We start from the raw sequence: 18,946 nt of genomic DNA, 5'->3' as shown, positions 1-18,946 counted from the left end.
GGGCCGGGATCAGTGCGGGTCGGCGGGGGGTGCGGTGCTCTCCCGGACGACCAACTCGGTCACCAGGTCGATCCGGCTGGTCGCCGGCTCGTTGCCCCGGGTCAGGTCGAGCAACATCTGGGTGGCGATGCCAGCCATGTCGCGCAACGGCTGGTTGATCGTGGTGAGAGCCGGGTCGGTCCAGGCGGAGACGGGCAGATTGTCGTACCCGATCACCGAAAGGTCCTCGGGCACTCGGAGGCCGCACTGGCGTGCGGCCCGGAGCACCCCCATGGCCTGGATGTCCGACCCGGCGAAGATCGCCGTCGGTCGGGACGGCTGGCGTAGCAGTTGCAGCCCGTGGGCGTGCCCGGCGCCGGCAGAGAAACTGCCGTAACGGACCAGCTCGCGGTCGACCGTTATCCCGGCTTCCTCGTGGGCCGACTGGAAGCCGGCGGCGCGGGCGCGGCTGCAGAGCACGTCGGGTGGCCCGGAGATGATGGCGATCCGCCGGTGCCCCAGATCCAGCAGGTGCCGGGCGGCGAGCAGGCCGCCGTTCCAGTTGTTCGAGCCGACGGTGGGCACGGAGGCCGAGGTCGCGCTGTCGGTGTCGACGACGACGAACGGTATGCCCTGGCGCCGCAGGTGTTGTTGTTGCGCCTCGGCCAGGTGGGAGAGGACGAACACCACGCCCAACGGCCGGTCGGCGAGCAGCGCCTCCAACCATCGGGCCGGCGGGCGGTGCGCGCCGTCGAGTTGGGCGACCGACAACCCGATGCCGGCCGCGGTGGTCACCGCCTCCACACCTCGCAGGATCTCCATCGCCCATCCCGTGTCGAACTCGTGGAAGACGAGTTCGACACGTCCTCCGCCGGGCGAGGGCCGGCGGGCGCGGCGCTGGTACTGGTGGCGGTCGAGACTCGCCTCCACCCGGGCTCTGGTGCCGGGGGCGACATCGCCACGTCCGTTGAGGACCTTGGACACGGTCGCGACCGAGACGCCGACATCGTTGGCGATGGTCGCGATGGTGGTGGAGGCGGGTGGGTCGAGCGGGCGGTGCTCTGTCATCGCGACCTCAAGCAGCATCCGAAAGTTTCGGCAGACCTTAACACGATCAGTCGGCCACGCCAGCCGGTGCGACAGTCGGTCCGGCCGTAGGTGGGCTCGTATATGGCGTGTGCGCCACGGAGTGCTGTCGGCAGAGTCACTGTGTGCAGGATGCGGCCCTCGGACGTCCGATTGAGACTCTTGACACACATCGATGGGGACCTTAGGTTGCCGAAAAGGTTGCGCGGATTTCCGGAAAGTTTCGGATCGTGAAAATGTCCGCCACGGAACGGGTTCCACGAGGGCACGGGGACGTGGCCGGAGCTGAGGGGTCAAGGCATGAGTAGTCAGTTGCCCGGGGACAGCGACACCGCGCCGTGGCGCGATCCGCGGCTGACGCCGGCCGAGCGGGCCGACGCGCTCCTGCCGAAGATGTCGCTGGAGGAGAAGATCGCCCAACTCGTCGGCGTGTGGGTCGGCGCGGAGGCCTCCGGCGAGGGGGTGGCGCCACACCAGTCCGACATGATCAGCGAGCTGCCGCAGTGGAGCACCGTCATCCAGCACGGGCTGGGCCAGCTCACCCGCCCGTTCGGCACCGCGCCGGTCGACCCGGTGCTCGGCGCCCGGTCGCTGGCGGCCTCGCAGGCGCAGATCGTGGCCGCCAGTCGGTTCGGCATCCCGGCGCAGGTGCACGAGGAATGCCTGACCGGGTTCGCCGCGTGGCGGGCCACCGTCTACCCGACCCCGCTGAGCTGGGGCGCGTCCTTCGACCCCGACCTGGTCGAGGCGATGGCCGACCGGATCGCACGGTCCATGCGCGCAGCCGGCGTACACCAGGGTCTCGCCCCGGTCCTGGACGTCACCCGCGACTACCGCTGGGGCCGCACCGAGGAGACGATCGGCGAGGATCCCTACCTGGTGGGGACGACCGGTGCCGCGTACGTGCGGGGCCTGGAGCGGGCCGGCGTGGTCGCCACGCTGAAGCACTTCGCCGGTTACTCCGCCTCCCGTGGCGGACGCAACCTCGCGCCGGTGCCGATGGGGCCCCGGGAGTTGGCCGACGTCATCCTGCCGCCGTTCGAGATGGCGTTGCGCCACGGCGGCGCCCGCTCGGTGATGAACTCCTACGCCGAGATCGACGGCCTGCCCGTGGCCGCCGACCACGGGCTGCTGACCGGGCTGTTGCGCGACGAGTGGGGCTTCACCGGCACCGTGGTCGCCGACTACTTCTCCGTACGCTTCCTGGAGACCCTGCACGGCGTTGCCGACGGCCCCGCCGACGCGGCAAGGCTCGCCCTGCGGGCCGGGATCGACGTCGAACTGCCCACAGTGGACACCTTCGGCAGCCCGCTGGTGGAGGCCGTGCGCCGTGGCGAGGTCGACGAGGCGTTGATCGACGGCGCGCTGCGCCGGGTGCTGATCCAGAAGATCGAGATCGGTCTGCTCGACGAGGGCTGGCAGGAACTGCCCGACGACGTGGCGTCGCTGCGTCTCGACGACGAGGCCAGCCAGGACGTCGCCGTACGCCTGGCCCGGGAGGCCGTCGTCCTGCTGCGCAACACCGGCGTCCTCCCGTTGCCCGTCGGCAACCGGGTCGCCCTGGTCGGCCCCGTCGCCGACGACCCCATGGCCATGCTCGGCTGCTACTCGTTCCCCAACCACGTCGGCGTCCACCACAGCGAGTTCGGGCTGGGCCTGGACATCCCCTCGCTGCGCGACGAGCTGGCCCGACGCGTCCCGCTGCTCAGCCACGAGCAGGGCTGCACGATCACCGGTGAGGACACCTCTCGCATCCCGGCCGCGGTCGCCGCGGCTGCCGCCGCCGACGTGTGCGTGCTCGCCGTCGGCGACCGGGCGGGGATGTTCGGTCGGGGCACCTCCGGCGAGGGGTGCGACGCCGCCGACCTGCGACTGCCCGGTGTGCAGGCCGACATGGCCCGTGCCGTCCTCGCCACCGGCACCCCGGTCGTCCTGGTGCTGATGACCGGCCGCCCCTACGCGCTCGGCCCGGAGTTCGACGCCGCGGCGGCCGTCGTGCAGGCGTTCTTCCTCGGCCAGCTCGGCGGGCAGGCGCTCGCCGAGGTGATCACCGGCGCGGTCAACCCGTCCGGGCGGCTGCCGGTGAGTGTGCCCCGGGACGCTGGCGGACTGCCGAGCACCTACCTGGCACCCCCGCTCGGCCGGCGCAACAAGGTGTCCTCGATCGACCCGACGCCGGCCTACCCGTTCGGTCACGGGCTGAGCTACACCACCTTCGACTGGTCCGACGCCACGGTTGTCGAGCCGGCGGGTGGCACGCACGACCAGCCGGCCGCGTGGCCGACCGACGGCGAGGTGCGGGTGCGGATCACTGTCGCCAACACCGGCGACCGGGCCGGCACCGAGGTGGTCCAGCTCTACCTGCACGACCCGGTCGCGCAGACCACCCGCCCGGTGGTCCGCCTGGTCGGCTACACCCGACTGCCGTTGGAGCCCGGCGAGGTGGCGCACGTGACGTTCGGCGTACCGGCCGACGTGGCGTCGTTCGTCGGCCTGTCCGGTCGGCGGATCGTCGAGCCCGGCGAGGTCGAGCTGCGGTTCGGCCGGTCCAGCGGTGACGTGGCGGCGGCCCTGTCGCTGCGGCTGACCGGAGTCGAGCGCGAGCTGGGCCACCACCGGGAGCTGTTCACGTCGGTGCGGGTCGAGCCCCTCGTGGCCGTTCCGCAGTCCGTCTAGGAGGCGAGGATGACATCCACGTTGCGGCCACCGCCGCCGGCACCGCCCCGGTCTCCGGCGGCGGCCCCCAGCCCCGCCCCGCGCTCGCCGCGCCGCCGCCGAAGCTGGCGGCAGGCGCTGCGCCGGGACTGGCAGCTCTACTCCCTGGCCATCCTTCCGCTGCTGTTCTTCCTGGTCTTCCGCTACCTGCCGATGCTCGGGAACATCATCGCGTTCCGCCGCTTCAAGCCGGGCGGCAGCATCTTCGGCGAGTACTGGGTGGGGCTGCGGTACTTCCGGATGTTCTTCACCGACCCGACGTTCTGGGAGGTCTTCACCAACACCCTGGTGCTCGGGACGCTGACCCTGCTGTTCTGCTTCCCGCTGCCGATCGTGCTGGCGCTGCTGCTCAACGAGGTGCGTGCCCGCCGGTTCAAGCGGTTCGTCCAGTCGGTGTCGTACCTGCCGCACTTCCTGTCGATCGTGATCGTGGCGGCGATGGTCATGCAGTTGACCTCGATCGACGGCACGGCCAACCAGCTGGTCCGGATCGTCGGCGGCGATCCCGTGGCGTTCCTCCAGCAGGCGGAATGGTTCCGCACCATCTACGTCTCGTCCGAGGTCTGGCAGACCGTCGGCTGGGGAACGATCCTCTACCTCGCCGCCCTCACCACCATCGACGAGGACCTGTACGAGGCCGCCCGGATCGACGGAGCCAGCCGGCTGCGGCAGACCTGGCACGTGACGTTGCCGGGCATCCGGCCCACGATGGTGACCCTGTTGATCCTCAACATCGGCAGCTTCATGGCCGTCGGGTTCGAGAAGATCCTGCTGCTCTACAACCCGCTGACGTACCCGACCGCGGACGTGATCTCCACCTACCTGTTCCGGATGGGCTTCCAGTCCAGCAACTTCAGCTACGCGGCCGCCATCGGTCTCTTCGAGGCGGTGATCGGGCTGATCCTGGTCCTGTCGGCGAACCTCATCTCCCGTCGCACTGTGGGGACGAGCCTGTGGTGATCCTCGGTACGAAGCGCGAGGCCCCGAAGACGCGCGGGCCGGTGGACAGCCGGGGCTACCGGATCTTCCGGATCGTCAACACGGTCGTCCTCATCGGCGTCGTGATCGTGACGCTGTACCCGTTCCTCAACATCGTGGCCCGCTCGCTCAGCGACGAGGCGTACATCCTCGCCGGGAAGGTGAGCATCGTCCCGCGCGGGTTCGACGTGACCGCGTACAAGCTGGTGATGTCCGACTCGCTGTTCTGGACGAACTACCGCAACACGCTGGTGTACACGGTGGTCGCCACGCTCATCTCGATCGTGCTGACCACGTGCTACGCGTACGTGCTGTCAAAGCCGCAGCTCAAGGGCCGCGGGGTCCTCGTCGGCATCGCGTTGTTCACCATGTTCTTCTCCGGTGGCCTGATCCCCAACTACGTGCTGGTCACCAGCCTGGGAATGAAGAACACCATCTGGGCCGTGGTGATCCCCAACGCCATCAGTGTCTTCAACCTGCTGGTCATGAAGGCGTTCTTCGAAAGCCTGCCGATCGAGTTGGAGGAGGCCGCGGCGGTCGACGGGTTGAACACCTACGGCATCCTGCTGCGGATCGTGCTGCCGCTGTCGAAGGCGATCATCGCGACGATGGTGCTCTTCTACGCCGTCTCGTTCTGGAACTCGTGGTTCACCGCGTTCCTCTACATCGACCAGCAGGATCTGCTGCCGGTCACCGTGTACCTGCGCAACCTCATCGCGGGTGCCACCGACGCACAGCAGTCCGGCGCCGCCGACGCCGACGTCGTGCAGGCCGCGGCCACGCTCCAGGCCGTGACGATCGTGCTCACCACTCTGCCCATCCTGGCGGTCTACCCCTTCGTCCAGAGGTACTTCGTCTCCGGCGTGATGCTCGGCGCGGTCAAGGGATGACGCCGGGCGCTGCATCGCATCACTTCCTTCACCCCCACCACCGAAAGGACGAGCCATGCTCCACAAGACGTGGCGCCGGGTGGCGATAGCCACCGCGGGTGTGCTCGCGCTCAGCCTCACCACCGCCTGTTCCGAGGACCCCGGCGAGTCGAAGGACCTCTCCGAGAACCGGGCCGGCGCGATGGCCAACTACGGCGTCGGCGACCAGTTCAAGGCCACCGAGGCGCTCTCCTTCTCCACGCTCTACAACAACCACACCTTCTATCCGCTCAAGGAGGACTGGCTGTTCTGGTCCGAGCTGACCAAGCGGACCAACGTCAAGATCGAGCCGGTCGCCGTGCCACTCAGTGACTACGAGCAGAAGCGCAGCCTCCTCATTGGCGCCGGTGACGCTCCGCTGATCATCCCGAAGACGTACCACCCGCAGGAGAACGCGTTCGTGTCGTCCGGCGCGGTCCTCCCGGTGAGCGACTACCTGGATCTGATGCCCAACCTCAAGGACAAGATCGCCAAGTGGAACCTCAAGCCGGAGATCGACAACCTGCGGCAGTCCGACGGTAAGTTCTACCTGCTGCCCGGCATGCACGAGAAGCCCACGCAGGACTACACGGTGCTGGTGCGCACCGACATCATGCAGGAGCTCAACCTCGCGGTCCCGAAGACCTGGGACGATTTGTACACAGTGCTCAAGGCGATGAAGGCCAAGTACCCGAACGTCTACCCGTACTCCGACCTCTTCAGCAAGCCCAACCCGACCGGCGCGCTGCTCAACATCCTCGGCTCCGCCCACGGCACCCAGGCCGGCTGGGACTACCAGCACGCCACCTGGGACCCGGCGGCGAAGAAGTTCAACTACACCGGGGCGTCCGAGCAGTACCGGCAGATGGTCACGTTCCTGCACAAGCTCGTCGCCGAGGGTCTGCTCGACCCGGAGAGCTTCACCCAGACCGACGACCAGGCACGCCAGAAGCTCGCCAACGGCAAGTCCTTCGTGGTCACCGGCAACGCGCAGACCCTGGTCAACAACCACCGGCCCGACCTGGCCAAGACCCTGCCGAATGCGAAGATGGCCAAGATCCCGCTGCCGATCGGCCCGGCCGGCGAGGTCAACCCGTTCCCCCGACTGGAGAACGGCATCATGATCTCCGCGAAGGCCCGGGAGAGCAAGAACTTCGTGGCCATGATGCAGTTCATCGACTGGCTGTGGTATTCCGACGCCGGCTTGGAGTTCGCCCGCTGGGGCATCGAGGGCACGACCTTCACCAAGGACGCGTCCGGCAAGCGCACACTCAACCCCGGAGTCGACTTCCTCGGCCTCAACCCGAAGGCCCCCAAGCACCTGCAGAAGGACTTCGGCTTCCAGAACGGCGTCTTCGCCTACGGTGGCAGCCCAGACCTGGTGCGTGGGTTCTTCTCTCCGGAGGAGTTGGAGTTCCAGAAGGTGATGGACGCCCGCCCGCCCAGGGTGGTGCCCCCGCCCGCCCCGTTGACCGACGAGGAGCGCGAGCAGGTGTCGCTCTGGGAGACGCCGTTGAAGGACTTCGTCACCCAGAACACGCTCAAGTTCGCTTTGGGTCAGCGGCCCCTCACCGAGTGGGACGCGTACGTGGCCGAGCTGAAGGCGAAGAACTCCGAGCAGTACATCGACGTGGTCAACAAGGCGTACGAACGGTTCCAGAAGAACAACGGCTGATCAGCGGGAGATCCGGTCGGGCGGCGCACCGCAGCCCGACCGGACCTCCCGGCCACCACCGGCCGGTACGACGCGCGCGACCCACCGCGCTCTGCCGGTCGTTGGGACCGACCGGAAGGAGCAACAGTGAGCGGCACCGCCCAGGTCTGGCGACAGTTCGGCGACGGGCCGCTGTCGCGGATCACCTCCCGGGTCTACATCCTGCTCGTGGTCGAGCTGCTGCTTCTGCTCACCACAGTGCCCGGCCTGCTCCCACTGCTGCTGCTGGGTCGTGACCCCAGCAACCTGCCGCTGGTCGCGCTGTTCCTCCTGCCGGTCGGCCCGGCGATCTCCGCCGCCCTGTACGTCCTGCGCCACCAGCGCCTCGACCTGACCGACCTGCGGCCCGCCGCCCTGTTCTGGCGCGGGTACCGGGCGAACCTGTCCGGCACGCTGCGCGTCTGGGTGCCGACGCTGCTGTGGCTGACCGTGCTCGCCCTGAACCTCGCCTACCGGGGCGCCGTCGGCCTCGCGGGCTGGTGGGTGGTGCCGCTGGTCCTGCTCGCCGGGGGAGTGACGCTCTGCGCGGCCAACGCCCTGGTGATCACCGCGCTGTTCGACTTCCGCACCCGGGACGTGCTCCGGCTGGCCGTGCACTTCCTCGTGCGTACCCCCGGTGTCACCGTCGGCACGGCGTTGCTGCTGGCCGCGGCGGCCGGGATCACCGCGGTCTTCTCCGAGGCGGTGCTGGCGATGCTCGGCTCGGTCGCGATCCTCGCGTTCCTGCGCGTCAGTGACCCGATGATCCACCTGATCCGGAAGGAGTTCACCCCATGAGCCTGCCCGTCACCGCCAAGGTGCCCTTCGGGGGCGACTACAACCCGGAGCAGTGGCCCGAGGACGTGTGGAAGCAGGACCACCGTCTCTTCGACAGCGCCCGGATCGACCTGGTCACCATCGGCGTCTTCGACTGGGCGCTCGTCCAGCCCGCCGAGGGCGTGTACGACTTCTCGCTGCTGGACCGGATCGTGGAGCGGGCCGCCGCCGAGGGACGCGGAATCTGCCTGGCGACCGGCACCGGGGCGCACCCGGCGTGGTTGGCGAAGGCGTACCCGGAGGTCACCCGGACCGACTTCGAGGGCCGCAAGCACCGGTTCGGGCAACGACACAACTCCTGCCCCAGCTCGCCGGTCTTCCGCCGGCTCTCCGTCGAGCTGGCCCGCCGGGTCGCCCGCCGCTACGCCGACACCCCGGCGGTCGTCGCGTGGCACATCGGCAACGAGTACGGCGGCGCCTGCTACTGCGACCTCTGCGCGGCCGGCTTCCGGGCCTGGCTGCGCCAGCGCTACGGCACCCTGGAGGACCTGAACGCGGCCTGGTACACCACCTTCTGGTCGCACACCTTCACCGACTGGGAGCAGATCGAGCCGCCGTCGGCGCTCACCGAGCACTGGCGCGGGCCGGACCACACCGCGTTCCAGGGAATCACCCTGGACTACCTGCGGTTCTCCTCCGACGCGATGCTGGCCAACTTCCTCGACGAGAAGACGGCCATCCGGGAGTCCAGCCCCAGCCTGCCGGTGACGACCAACTTCATGGGCATGTACCGGCCGATCGACTACCACCGCTGGGCCGCGCACCTTGACTTCGCCTCCTGGGACAACTACCCGCCGGACGACGAGTCGGCGGCCCGGATGGCGCTGACCCACGACCTGATGCGCGGGCTCAAGGACGGCCAGCCGTTCTGGTTGATGGAACAGTCGCCGGGCGTCACCGCGTGCCGGGACGTCAACCCGTTGAAGCGGCCCGGTCTCATGCGGTTGTGGAGTTGGCAGGCGGTGGCGCACGGCGCGGACGCGGTGCTGTTCTTCCAGCTGCGGGCCTCCCGTGGCGCGAGCGAGAAATACCATGGGGCTGTCATCGGCCACGCCGGTCGCTCCGACACCCGGGTGTTCCGGGACGTCGCCGAGCTGGGCGCCGAGCTGGACCGACTCGGCGCGGCGTCGCTGGGCGCACGGACGCCGGCCCGGGTGGCGCTGCTGTTCGACTGGGACAGCTGGTGGGCGTTGGAGATCTCCGACGGGCCGTCCCGGCTGGTCCGCTACCAGCAGGTAGTGCTCGCGTACCACCGGGCGCTCTGGGACGCCGGCGTGGACCTGGACGTCGTCGCGGTGACCGCCGACCTGTCCGGCTACGACGTGGTCGTCGCGCCGGCCCTGCACATGCTCAAGGGTGATCTGCCGCAGCGCCTGGAGGCGGTGGCTGAGCGCGGCGGATCGGTGCTCACCACCTACCTGTCGGGCCGGGTGGACGAGAACGACCAGGCCTTCCTGATGGACGTGCCAGGCCCGCTCGGGCAGCTGATGGGTGTCCGGATCGACGAGTGGGACGCCCGCGGCCCGGAGGTGGTCAACCCGGTCCGCCTCGGTGGCGGCACCGATCAGGTCGACGTCGAGGCGCGGCTGCTGTTCGAGCTGGTGATCCCGCAGGGCGCGCAGGTGGTCGGCACGTACCAGGCCGACTTCTACGCGGGCACTCCCGCGGTGACCCGTAACCCCTTCGGCGCCGGCGACGGCTGGTACGTGGCAGCCGGCCTGGACCAGACCGGGGTGTCCTGGGTGGTCCGACAGGTGCTTGCCCGGCACGACGTGCTCGGGCCCTACCCGGACACACCGGACCTGGAATCCGCCGTGCGGGTCGCGCCGGACGGATCGCGGCTGCTGTTCCTGCTCAACCACCGCGCCGAGCCGATCGAGGTGACCGCCCCGACCAGTGGCGTCGACCTGCTCACCGGTGACCGGGCACTGACCAGTTCGGCCCTGCGCCTGCCGGCGTACGGTGTCGTCGTCCTGCGGGAGGACGGGTGAACGCCGAGGAGTCCGTCCACCTGGAGCACCTGATGTTCGTCGAGGAACCGATGGAACCCCGCGAGCCGCGCGTCCACGCGGCCTGGCTGCCCCCGGAGGCGTTCCGGTCGCTGGGTGCGCGCCGCGTCCTCGTGCACGGCGACGGCCTGCTCGTCGACACCGTCCTGGACGAGGTCTCGCGTGCCTGTGCGCGCTACGGCGGGCGGGTGTGGCACTCACCCTCGTGGGACGTCGACGTCGACCTGGTGCTCGCCCTGCGCGGTGCCGACGAGCTGCCCAGCCCGGCGGTGCAGGCGGCCCGGTCGGCGGCCGAGGCGGCGCTGACCGGGATCGGCGGTGAGCCGCTCGGCGACGAGGGTTTCCTGCTGGCCCGCGACGGCGAGGTGACAGTGGTGCTCGCCGACGCGCCAGCCGGCCTGCTGTACGGGCTGTTCCACGTGGTCCGGCTCTGCGCGGCAGCCTTCGATCCGGCCCGCCCGCCGGAGCGGCACCGGCCGGCGCTGCGCCGGCGGATGCTGAACCACTGGGACAACGTGGCCGTGCACCCGGTGATGGGCCAGGTCGAACGGGGGTACGCGGGCGGCTCGATCTTCTGGCAGGACGGCCGCCCGCGCGGCGACCTGGCCCGGGTCCGGGAGTACGGGCGGCTGCTGGCCGCGAGCGGTGTCAACGCGATCTCGGTGAACAACGTCAACGTGGCCCGGACGGAGGCGTTGCTGCTCACCGACCGGCTCGGCGACGTGGCCGAGATCGCGGACGTGCTGCGGCCGTACAACATCCGGGTGCACCTGTCGATCACCTTCGCCGCGCCGGTGGTCCTCGGCGGCCTGTCCACCGCCGACCCCTTGGACGAGGCGGTGCGGGTCTGGTGGGCCGCGACCACCCGAAGGGTGTACGAGCGCATCCCGGACTTCGGCGGTTACGTGGTGAAGGCCGACTCGGAGGGGCAGCCCGGCCCGTTCACCTACGGGCGGGACCACGCCGACGGGGCGAACGTGCTGGCCGAGGCGTTGGCCCCGCTCGGGGGAGTGGTGCACTGGCGGGCGTTCGTCTACAACCACCACCAGGACTGGCGGGACCGGTCCACCGACCGGGCGCGCGCCGCGTACGACCACTTCGCCCCGCTCGACGGGCGCTTCCGGACCAACGTGGTCGTGCAGGTGAAGTTCGGGCCGGTGGACTTCCAGACCAGGGAACCGGTCTCCCCGGTAATCGCCGCGATGCCCGCCACCCGGCTGGCGGTGGAGTTGCAGGTCACCCAGGAATACACCGGTCAGCAGAGACACGTCTGCCACCTCGGCTCGTGGTGGGGTGAGGTGCTGCGGTTCGCGCCGTGGGGGCCCGAGGGGCGGACGGTCGCCGACATCGCCGCGGGGGAGTCGGGCGCGGGCGGTGGTCTGGTCGCGGTCGCCAACGTGGGCGATGACCTCTTCTGGACCGGGCACCCGTTGGCGCAGGCCAACCTGTACACGTTCGGGCGGCTCGCCTGGGATCCGCGACTGGATCCGCGGGCGGTCCTCGACGAGTGGATCGCGCTGACCTTCCCGCCGTCGGCGACCGCCGAACCGGAGCTGGTGGGGCGGACCCTGCACGAGATCATGGACGACTCGTGGCGCACCTACGAGCGCTACACAGCGCCGCTGGGTGTCGGTTTCATGGTCCACCCGGGCGACCACTACGGTCCCGGCGTCGACGGGTACGAGTACACGCGGTGGGGCACCTACCACTTCGCCGACCGCGACGGTGTGGGCGTGGACCGCAGCCGTGCGTCGGGCACCGGCTTCGCCGGCCAGTACCCGCCGTACTGGGCCCAGGTGTACGAGTCGCCGCAGAGCTGCCCCGACGAGCTGCTGCTCTTCTTCCACCACGTGCCGTACGGGCACGTCCTGCACAGCGGGTCGACAGTCATCCAGCACATCTACGACACCCACTTCGCCGGTGTCGAGGAGGTGATGGCGATGCGACGGCGGTGGCAGACCCTGAACGGGATGATCGACCCGGCCGTGTACGAGCGGGTGGCCGAGCGCCTCGACGAGCAGGTGCGCTGTGCCACCGAGTGGCGCGACCAGATCAACACGTACTTCCACCGCAAGTCCGGGGTGCCCGACCAGCGAGGGCGGACCATCTACTGATCGGCACGACGGGGAGGCACGGCCGTCGGATCGGGCCTTCCCGTGGTGTCTCCGGTAGGCCCGGTACGTTTCGAGAACGTCCCGGTAATTGCTCGCCACCAGTCGGCGGTGCTCACGCCCGTTGATACCAATCGGAGCGCAGGTGGTCGCTGGATCCGTTGCGGCGAAAGGTTTCCGGAACTCTTGACAATCGAGTGTTCTCGATTGAAGCTGGCATGGTCACGCGAGCCGCGGTCAAGGTCGGGCGAAGGGCAGTCCTCGACTTAAGTCCCCTTCCACGCGCCTTTTTCGCAAGGGATCGCGACGATGACACTGAAGACAAGGACGCTTGGCGTCGTGCTGGCGGCCGTGACGCTGGCCGCCGCCGCGTTGACGTTCCCCACACCGGCGTCGGCGGCGACGCTCACGCAGGTGACCAACTTCGGCACCAACCCCACCAACCTCCAGATGCACCTCTACGTCCCGGACCGGGTGGCGACCCGACCGGCGATCCTCCTGGCCATGCACTACTGCACCGGAACGGGCCCGGCGTTCCATTCGGGCACCCAGTACGCATCCCTCGCGGACCGGTACGGGTTCATCGTGATCTACCCGTCGGCCACCCGCAGCAGCAAGTGCTGGGACGTCTACTCGCCGCAGGCGTTACGTCGTGGCGGTGGCAGCGACCCGGTCGGGCTCATGTCGATGGTCGAGTACGTGCGGCAGCGCTACTCGGCCGACCCCGCGCGGATCTTCGCCACCGGCACCTCCTCCGGGGCGATGATGACCAACGTCATGCTGGGCGTCTATCCGGACGTGTTCGCGGCGGGTGCGTCCTTCGCGGGGGTGCCGTTCGGTTGCTTCGCCACCGGCGGCAGCTCCGAGTGGAACAGCGAGTGCGCGAACGGGCAGCTCATCAAGACCCCACAGCAGTGGGGTGACCTCGTCCGCGAGGCGTACCCGGGCTACACCGGCCAGCGACCACGGATGCAGATCTGGCACGGCACCAACGACGAGACGCTGCGCTACCCGAACTTCGGTGAGCAGGTCAAGCAGTGGACCAACGTGCACGGGCTGAGCCAGACCCCGACGTTCACCGACACCCCGCAGTCCGGCTACACCCGCACCCGCTACGGCAGCAGCGGCGCGATGGCGCCGGTCGAGGCGATCAGCATGCAGGGTGTCTCGCACAACCTGCCGGTCGACGCCGCGCAGGTGATCCGCTTCTTCGGGCTGGACGGCACCACTCCGCCGACGACTCCGCCGCCGACCACTCCGCCCCCGACGACTCCGCCGCCGACCACGCCACCTCCGACGACGCCGCCTCCGACAACGCCGCCGCCCAGCGCGGGCGCCTGCCGGGTCGGCTACACGGTCAACGCCTGGAACAACGGGCTCACCGCGAGCGTGACCATCACCAACACCGGCACGGCCGCCGTGAACGGGTGGGCGTTGGCCTTCACGCTGCCCAGCGGACAGGTCATCACCAGCGGCTGGAACGCCCAGTACGCCCCGACGAGCGGTGCGGTCACCGCCCGCAACGTCTCCTACAACGCCGCCATCGCCCCGAACGCGTCGGTCGAGATCGGCTTCCAGGCCACCCATGCCGGCGGCACCGGCAAGCCCTCGTCGTTCGCCCTGAACGGTGCCGTCTGCTCGGTGTCCTGATTCCCCACCACCCCATCACCACAGAAGGAGTCGCACGATGAGAAGAACGAAGTGGAAGGCGGCATCGAGAGCCGCGCTCGCGCTGGCCGGCGCGGGTGCGCTCGCCGCCGGCATGGCGCTGTTCGCGACGGCACCCGCCGCCGCCGGGACCACGCTCGGCGCTTCCGCCGCCGAGAAGGGCCGCTATTTCGGTACGGCCGTGGCCGGATTCAAGCTCTCCGACAGCGCCTACACGACGATATTGAACCGTGAGTTCAATATGGTGACGGCCGAGAACGAAATGAAGATGAACGCCACCGAGCCGCAGCAGGGCCAGTTCAGCTACGGGGCGGCGGACCAGATCGTCAACCACGCGCGCAGCCGCGGCATGAACGTGCGTGGTCACACGCTGGCGTGGCACTCCCAGCAGCCCGGCTGGATGGAGAGCATGAGTGGCACCGCTCTGCGGTCGGCGATGCTCAACCACGTGACGCAGGTGGCGACCCACTTCCGGGGCCAGGTCGTGGCGTGGGACGTCGTGAACGAGGCGTTCGCGGACGGCAGCTCCGGTGGCCGCCGTGACTCCAACCTCCAGCGCACGGGCAACGACTGGATCGAGGCGGCGTTCCGCGCCGCGCGTGCCGCCGACCCGAACGCCAAGCTCTGTTACAACGACTACAACACCGACAACTGGACGCACGCCAAGACGCAGGGCGTGTACAACATGGTCCGCGACTTCAAGGCCCGTGGTGTGCCGATCGACTGCGTCGGTTTCCAGTCGCACTTCAACAACGACTCGCCCTACGTGAGCAACTACCGCACCACGCTGTCGAGCTTCGCCGCGTTGGGTGTGGACGTGCAGATCACCGAACTGGACATCCAGGGCGCATCCGCAGCCACCTACCGCAGCGTGGTGGAGGACTGCCTCGCGGTGCCCCGCTGCAACGGCATCACCGTGTGGGGCATCCGCGACAGTGACTCGTGGCGGGCGTCGCAGACGCCGCTGCTGTTCAACAGCAACGGGTCCAAGAAGCCGGCGTACGACGCGGTCCTCGCCGCACTGAACAACGGCACCACGCCGACGGACCCACCCACCGATCCGCCGACCGACCCGCCGACCGACCCGCCCACGACCCCGCCTCCGGGGCAGGGCGGCTGCACCGCGACGGTGTCGGTGAACCAGTGGACGGGTGGCTTCGTGGCCACGGTGAAGGTGACGGCCGGCTCGTCGGCCATCAACGGCTGGACGGTCGGCATCGCGTTGCCGTCCGGCGCGACGGTCACCAACGCCTGGAACGCCAACCGCAGCGGTAGCACCGGCTCGACGAGTTGGACCAACGTCGCCTACAACGGCCAGGTCGGCGCCGGCCAGTTCACCGAGTGGGGCTTCCAGGCCAACGGCACCGCCGGCACCCTGACCCCAACCTGCTCAGCAAGCTAGATTCCCCACCGCCCCGTCGATCATGGAGTTGTGGTGCCCGGCAGAAGCCGCGAAAGCGGTGATGCTGCCCACCACAACTCCATGATCGACCCCGTCGGAGGATGGGGTGGGCGGGGCGGGGTCAGCCGTCTATGCGGGTTATGTTGCGGATCTTGTTGGAGGCGTCCAGGGCCGCGACCTTGTACGCCTCGGCCAGCGTCGGGTAGTTGAACACCGCGTCTATCAGGTAGTCGATCGTGCCGCCGCAGCCCATCACCGCCTGACCGATGTGGACGATCTCGGTGGCGGCAGTGCCGAACACGTGCACCCCGAGCAGTCGGCCGTCGTCGGGGGAGACCAGCAGTTTCAGCATGCCGTACGAGTCGCCCACGATCTGGCCCCGGGCCAGCTCCCGGTAGCGCGCGATGCCCACCTCGAACGGTGTCGAGGTGTCGGTGAGCTGCGCTTCGGTCTGCCCGACGAAGCTGATCTCCGGGATCGTGTAGATGCCGATCGGTTGCAGCCCGTGCATTTCCCGGATCGGCTCGCCGCAGGCGTGCTGCGCGGCCAATCGGCCCTGCTCCATTGAGGTGGACGCGAGGGCGGGAAAGCCGATCACGTCGCCGACGGCGTAGATGTTGTCGACCGGGGTGCGGTAGTTGGCGTCGACAGCGATCCGGCCCCGTCGGTCCGCTTCCAGCCCGGCCGCCTCCAGCGCGAGGTCGTCGGTCTGGCCCTGCCGGCCGGCCGAGTACATGACAGTGTCCGCGACGATCTTCTTGCCGCTCTTGAGGATGCAGAGCGCCGCCGTCTGGTGCTTCTCCACGGCGGCGACCTCCTCGCCGAAGCGGAACGCCACGGACAGGTCGCGCAGGTGGTACTTCAGCGACTCGACGACCTCCTCGTCGCAGAACTCGAGCATCCGGTCCCGGCGTTCCACGACTGTCACCTTGGTGCCGAGCGCGGCGAACATCGACGCGTACTCCATGCCGATCACGCCGGCGCCGACCACGACCATGCTGCGCGGCACGGCCTGGAGATTGATGACGCCGTCGGAGTCCACGATCGTCCGGTCGTCGAAGTCGACGCTGTCCGGGCGGGCCGGGCGCGTGCCGGCGGCAATAATGATCTTGTCGAAGGTCACTCTGGACTCGCGGCCGGAGCCGCCGTCGACCCAGATCGTGTGCGGGTCCGCGAAGCGCCCGGTGCCGGTGATCATCGCGACCCGGTTGCGGGCCAGTTGATTGCGGATGACGTCGGTCTGCCGGGCGATCACGTGCTGCGTCCGGGCCGCCAGGTCGCTGACCGTGATCTCGTCCTTGACCCGGTAGCTGCTGCCGTAGAGGTCGCGCTGGCTCAGCCCGGTCAGGTAGAGCACGGCCTCGCGCAGGGTCTTGGAGGGGACGGTGCCGGTGTTGATGCACACCCCACCGATCATGTCGCGGCGGTCCACGATGCCGACCCGCCTGCCGAGCTTGGCGGCGGCGATCGCGGCCTTCTGACCGCTGGGTCCGGAGCCCAGCACCAACAGGTCGTAGTCATACACAGGCGTTAGCGTCGCAATATGTCGCGGCGCGCGCCAGACCCCGGAGTCGAGCGTTATTCGTCCGCCACCGTGCAGAGGCCGCCAGGCGGGTGGTGTTCGGTCACCACCCAACCCCATTCGGCCCGCCGGCCATCGCGTGCCTCTAGCCGACGAGGCGCCGTTCCCAGGCCCAGGCGGCGATCTCGACCCGGTTGCGGGCCTTGAGTTTCATCTGCACGCTGGCCAGGTGGGTCTTGACCGTGCCGACGGCGATGAAGAGCTGGGCGGCGATCTCGGCGTTGGTCAGGCCCCGAGCGACGAGCTTCACCACGTCGAGTTCCCGTGGTGACAGCCCGGCGTCGTCGCGGGCCGGAGCGGGGGAGCTGAGGTGCTCCAGCAGCCGTACCGTGATGGACGGGCTGATCAGCGCGTCACCGGACACGGCCGCGCGGACCGCCTCGATGAGCAGCGCCGGGCCGGAGTCCTTGAGCAGGAAGCCGCAGGCGCCGTTGGACAGCGCGGTGTGCACGTACTCGTCCAGGTCGAAGGTGGTCACCACGACCACCCGGATCGGGTCGGCGACGCCCGGCCCCGCGAGCAGCCGCAGTGCCTCCAGACCGTCGAGGCGGGGCATCCGGATGTCCAGCAGCACCACGTCCGGGCGCAGCCGCCGGGCCAGTTCCACGGCCGCGACTCCGTCGGCGGCCTCGCCGACCACCGTCATGTCCGACTGCGACCCGATGATCATGCCGAAGCCGGTCCGGACCATCGCCTGGTCGTCGGCGATCAACACCCGGATCACCGCCCCACCGCCGTGCGCAGCGGGAACGCCGCATCGAGCACCCACCCACCGGCGACCCCCGGTCCGGCGGTGATCGTGCCACCGAGGGCGCGTACCCGCTCGGTGAGGCCGATCAGACCGAAGCCGTGCCCCCGGGCCGGCGCGGTGCGCCCGGTGGCGCCGTCGTCGGCCACCCGGACCAGAAGCCAGTCGGAGGTACGTCGCACTGCCACGTCCACCGATCGGGCGTCCGGCGCGTGCTGGCGGGTGTTGGTCAGCCCCTCCATCACCACCCGGTACGCCGAGGTCGAGACCTCCACCGGCAGTCCGCCCAGGTCGCCGTCGACGTGCAGCCGGGCTGGCGCATTCGCTGCCCCGTTGAACCCCGTCACCAGTGGTTCCAACTCGCTCACCCCGGCCAGTGGGGCCAACGGCGCGTCCGGCGGGGCGTTCGGGTTACGCAGGATCCCGACCATCCGCCGCATCGAGGCCATCGTCTCCGCACCGGCCCGCTCGATCTGCTCCAGGGCGACGATGACCCGTTGCGGGTCCTGTTCGGCGACGAACCGGGCGCCCTGCGCCTGCACCACGATGCCGGTCACGTGGTGGGCGATGAAGTCGTGCAGATCGCGGGCGAACTCGGCACGCTGCTCGGCCCGGACCAGCGCGATCGCCCGTTCCCGACCGGCGGCCACGATCCGCAGGTAGAGCCCCACCCCGGCGGCGCCCGCCGCGGCGATTACCTGGAGCAGACCGAAGATCACCAGCAGGTTCTCGGTGCCGACGCGCAGCGGCATCGCGGCGACGGCGAGCCCGGCCGCCACCGCCGCCCACGGGGCGAGCCGGGGCGCGCCCCAGCGGCTCACCACGAAGACCACACCGATCAGCCCGGCCGACTCGGCGAGCCCCCAGGTGCGGGCGGGCAGGATGCCACCGCCTCCGGAGATGAGCACCACCCCCGCGGTCACGGCCAGTGAGGCGGTGGCGAGTGCCAGCGCGGCCACCGGCAGCCGGCGGGAACCCGGCCGGTGCACCGGCAGCCAGAGTGGCACCGTCGCCACCGCCAACCCCATCGGCACCAGCAGGAGCACGAGACCGACGATGCCGCGGTCATCCGCCGTGCTGGCCGCGAAGTCGAAGAGAGCGAGCAGGCCAAAGGCAACCAGCCCGGCAGCCTGGGCCAGACGTATCCACCACAGTCGAAGATCCGGCGCGCTCATGATGACCCAGCGTAGCCAACCGGACGGAGGTGGCAGATCGGCCGAAAGACAGACC

13 protein-coding genes are annotated in these 18,946 nt (G+C 69.7%); 9 read left to right on the top strand and 4 right to left on the bottom strand.

The features are described from left to right. Nucleotides 1–9 precede the first annotated feature (9 nt). On the bottom strand, nucleotides 10–1,047 hold the full coding sequence (locus FBZ33_RS16895; RefSeq protein WP_088951817.1) for a LacI family DNA-binding transcriptional regulator: 1,038 nt from the start codon (nucleotides 1,045–1,047) through the stop codon (nucleotides 10–12). Nucleotides 1,048–1,365: 318 nt separating this feature from the next. On the opposite strand from FBZ33_RS16895, the gene FBZ33_RS16890 reads away from it, so the two are divergent. The 9 genes from FBZ33_RS16890 to FBZ33_RS16850 all read left to right on the top strand — a co-directional run bounded on the left by FBZ33_RS16890 (nucleotide 1,366) and on the right by FBZ33_RS16850 (nucleotide 15,386). Beyond that, nucleotides 1,366–3,741, top strand: a complete 2,376-nt coding sequence (locus FBZ33_RS16890) for a glycoside hydrolase family 3 N-terminal domain-containing protein (RefSeq protein WP_141909800.1) — start codon at nucleotides 1,366–1,368, stop codon at nucleotides 3,739–3,741. Nucleotides 3,742–3,750: 9 nt separating this feature from the next. Further along, the gene (locus FBZ33_RS16885) at nucleotides 3,751–4,740 is read left to right on the top strand and encodes a sugar ABC transporter permease (protein WP_088948629.1); all 990 of its coding nucleotides are present in this window, start codon (nucleotides 3,751–3,753) and stop codon (nucleotides 4,738–4,740) included. Beyond that, nucleotides 4,737–5,648 carry a carbohydrate ABC transporter permease gene (locus FBZ33_RS16880; protein WP_255508909.1) on the top strand — a complete coding sequence of 304 codons (912 nt, stop codon included), beginning with the start codon at nucleotides 4,737–4,739 and terminating at the stop codon, nucleotides 5,646–5,648. Before FBZ33_RS16885 ends, FBZ33_RS16880 begins: the two co-directional genes overlap by 4 nt. A 55-nt stretch (nucleotides 5,649–5,703) precedes the next feature. Beyond that, nucleotides 5,704–7,341 (top strand): extracellular solute-binding protein, encoded by a 1,638-nt coding sequence (locus FBZ33_RS16875; protein WP_141909798.1) that lies wholly within the window; start codon nucleotides 5,704–5,706, stop codon nucleotides 7,339–7,341. A 126-nt stretch (nucleotides 7,342–7,467) separates the two neighbouring features. Continuing rightward, nucleotides 7,468–8,157: a YesL family protein gene (locus tag FBZ33_RS16870; protein ID WP_141909797.1), complete on the top strand. Its 690-nt coding sequence runs from the start codon at nucleotides 7,468–7,470 to the stop codon at nucleotides 8,155–8,157. Then, nucleotides 8,154–10,187 carry a beta-galactosidase gene (locus tag FBZ33_RS16865; protein ID WP_141909796.1) on the top strand — a complete coding sequence of 678 codons (2,034 nt, stop codon included), beginning with the start codon at nucleotides 8,154–8,156 and terminating at the stop codon, nucleotides 10,185–10,187. The genes FBZ33_RS16870 and FBZ33_RS16865 overlap by 4 nt, the downstream gene beginning before the upstream one ends. After that, nucleotides 10,184–12,319, top strand: a complete 2,136-nt coding sequence (locus tag FBZ33_RS16860) for an alpha-glucuronidase (protein ID WP_255508908.1) — start codon at nucleotides 10,184–10,186, stop codon at nucleotides 12,317–12,319. The genes FBZ33_RS16865 and FBZ33_RS16860 overlap by 4 nt, the downstream gene beginning before the upstream one ends. A 306-nt stretch (nucleotides 12,320–12,625) precedes the next feature. Then, nucleotides 12,626–13,966 carry a PHB depolymerase family esterase gene (locus FBZ33_RS16855; RefSeq protein WP_141909795.1) on the top strand — a complete coding sequence of 447 codons (1,341 nt, stop codon included), beginning with the start codon at nucleotides 12,626–12,628 and terminating at the stop codon, nucleotides 13,964–13,966. A 37-nt stretch (nucleotides 13,967–14,003) separates the two neighbouring features. After that, nucleotides 14,004–15,386: an endo-1,4-beta-xylanase gene (locus tag FBZ33_RS16850; protein WP_141909794.1), complete on the top strand. Its 1,383-nt coding sequence runs from the start codon at nucleotides 14,004–14,006 to the stop codon at nucleotides 15,384–15,386. A 121-nt stretch (nucleotides 15,387–15,507) separates the two neighbouring features. Here FBZ33_RS16850 and sthA read toward each other — a convergent pair whose 3' ends face one another. The 3 genes from sthA to FBZ33_RS16835 form a co-directional block, all read right to left on the bottom strand. Then, the gene (gene sthA / locus FBZ33_RS16845) at nucleotides 15,508–16,911 is read right to left on the bottom strand and encodes a Si-specific NAD(P)(+) transhydrogenase (RefSeq protein WP_141909793.1); all 1,404 of its coding nucleotides are present in this window, start codon (nucleotides 16,909–16,911) and stop codon (nucleotides 15,508–15,510) included. A gap of 142 nt (nucleotides 16,912–17,053) precedes the next feature. After that, nucleotides 17,054–17,692 carry a response regulator transcription factor gene (locus FBZ33_RS16840; protein ID WP_141909792.1) on the bottom strand — a complete coding sequence of 213 codons (639 nt, stop codon included), beginning with the start codon at nucleotides 17,690–17,692 and terminating at the stop codon, nucleotides 17,054–17,056. Beyond that, nucleotides 17,689–18,891 carry a sensor histidine kinase gene (locus tag FBZ33_RS16835; RefSeq protein ID WP_141909791.1) on the bottom strand — a complete coding sequence of 401 codons (1,203 nt, stop codon included), beginning with the start codon at nucleotides 18,889–18,891 and terminating at the stop codon, nucleotides 17,689–17,691. The genes FBZ33_RS16840 and FBZ33_RS16835 overlap by 4 nt, the downstream gene beginning before the upstream one ends. Between the last annotated feature and the right edge of the window lie 55 nt (nucleotides 18,892–18,946).

The sequence above is a fragment of the Micromonospora sp. A202 genome, from assembly GCF_006715105.1.
GTDB lineage: Bacteria > Actinomycetota > Actinomycetes > Mycobacteriales > Micromonosporaceae > Micromonospora > Micromonospora zamorensis.
This window is presented reverse-complemented; position numbering and strand designations above follow the sequence as displayed.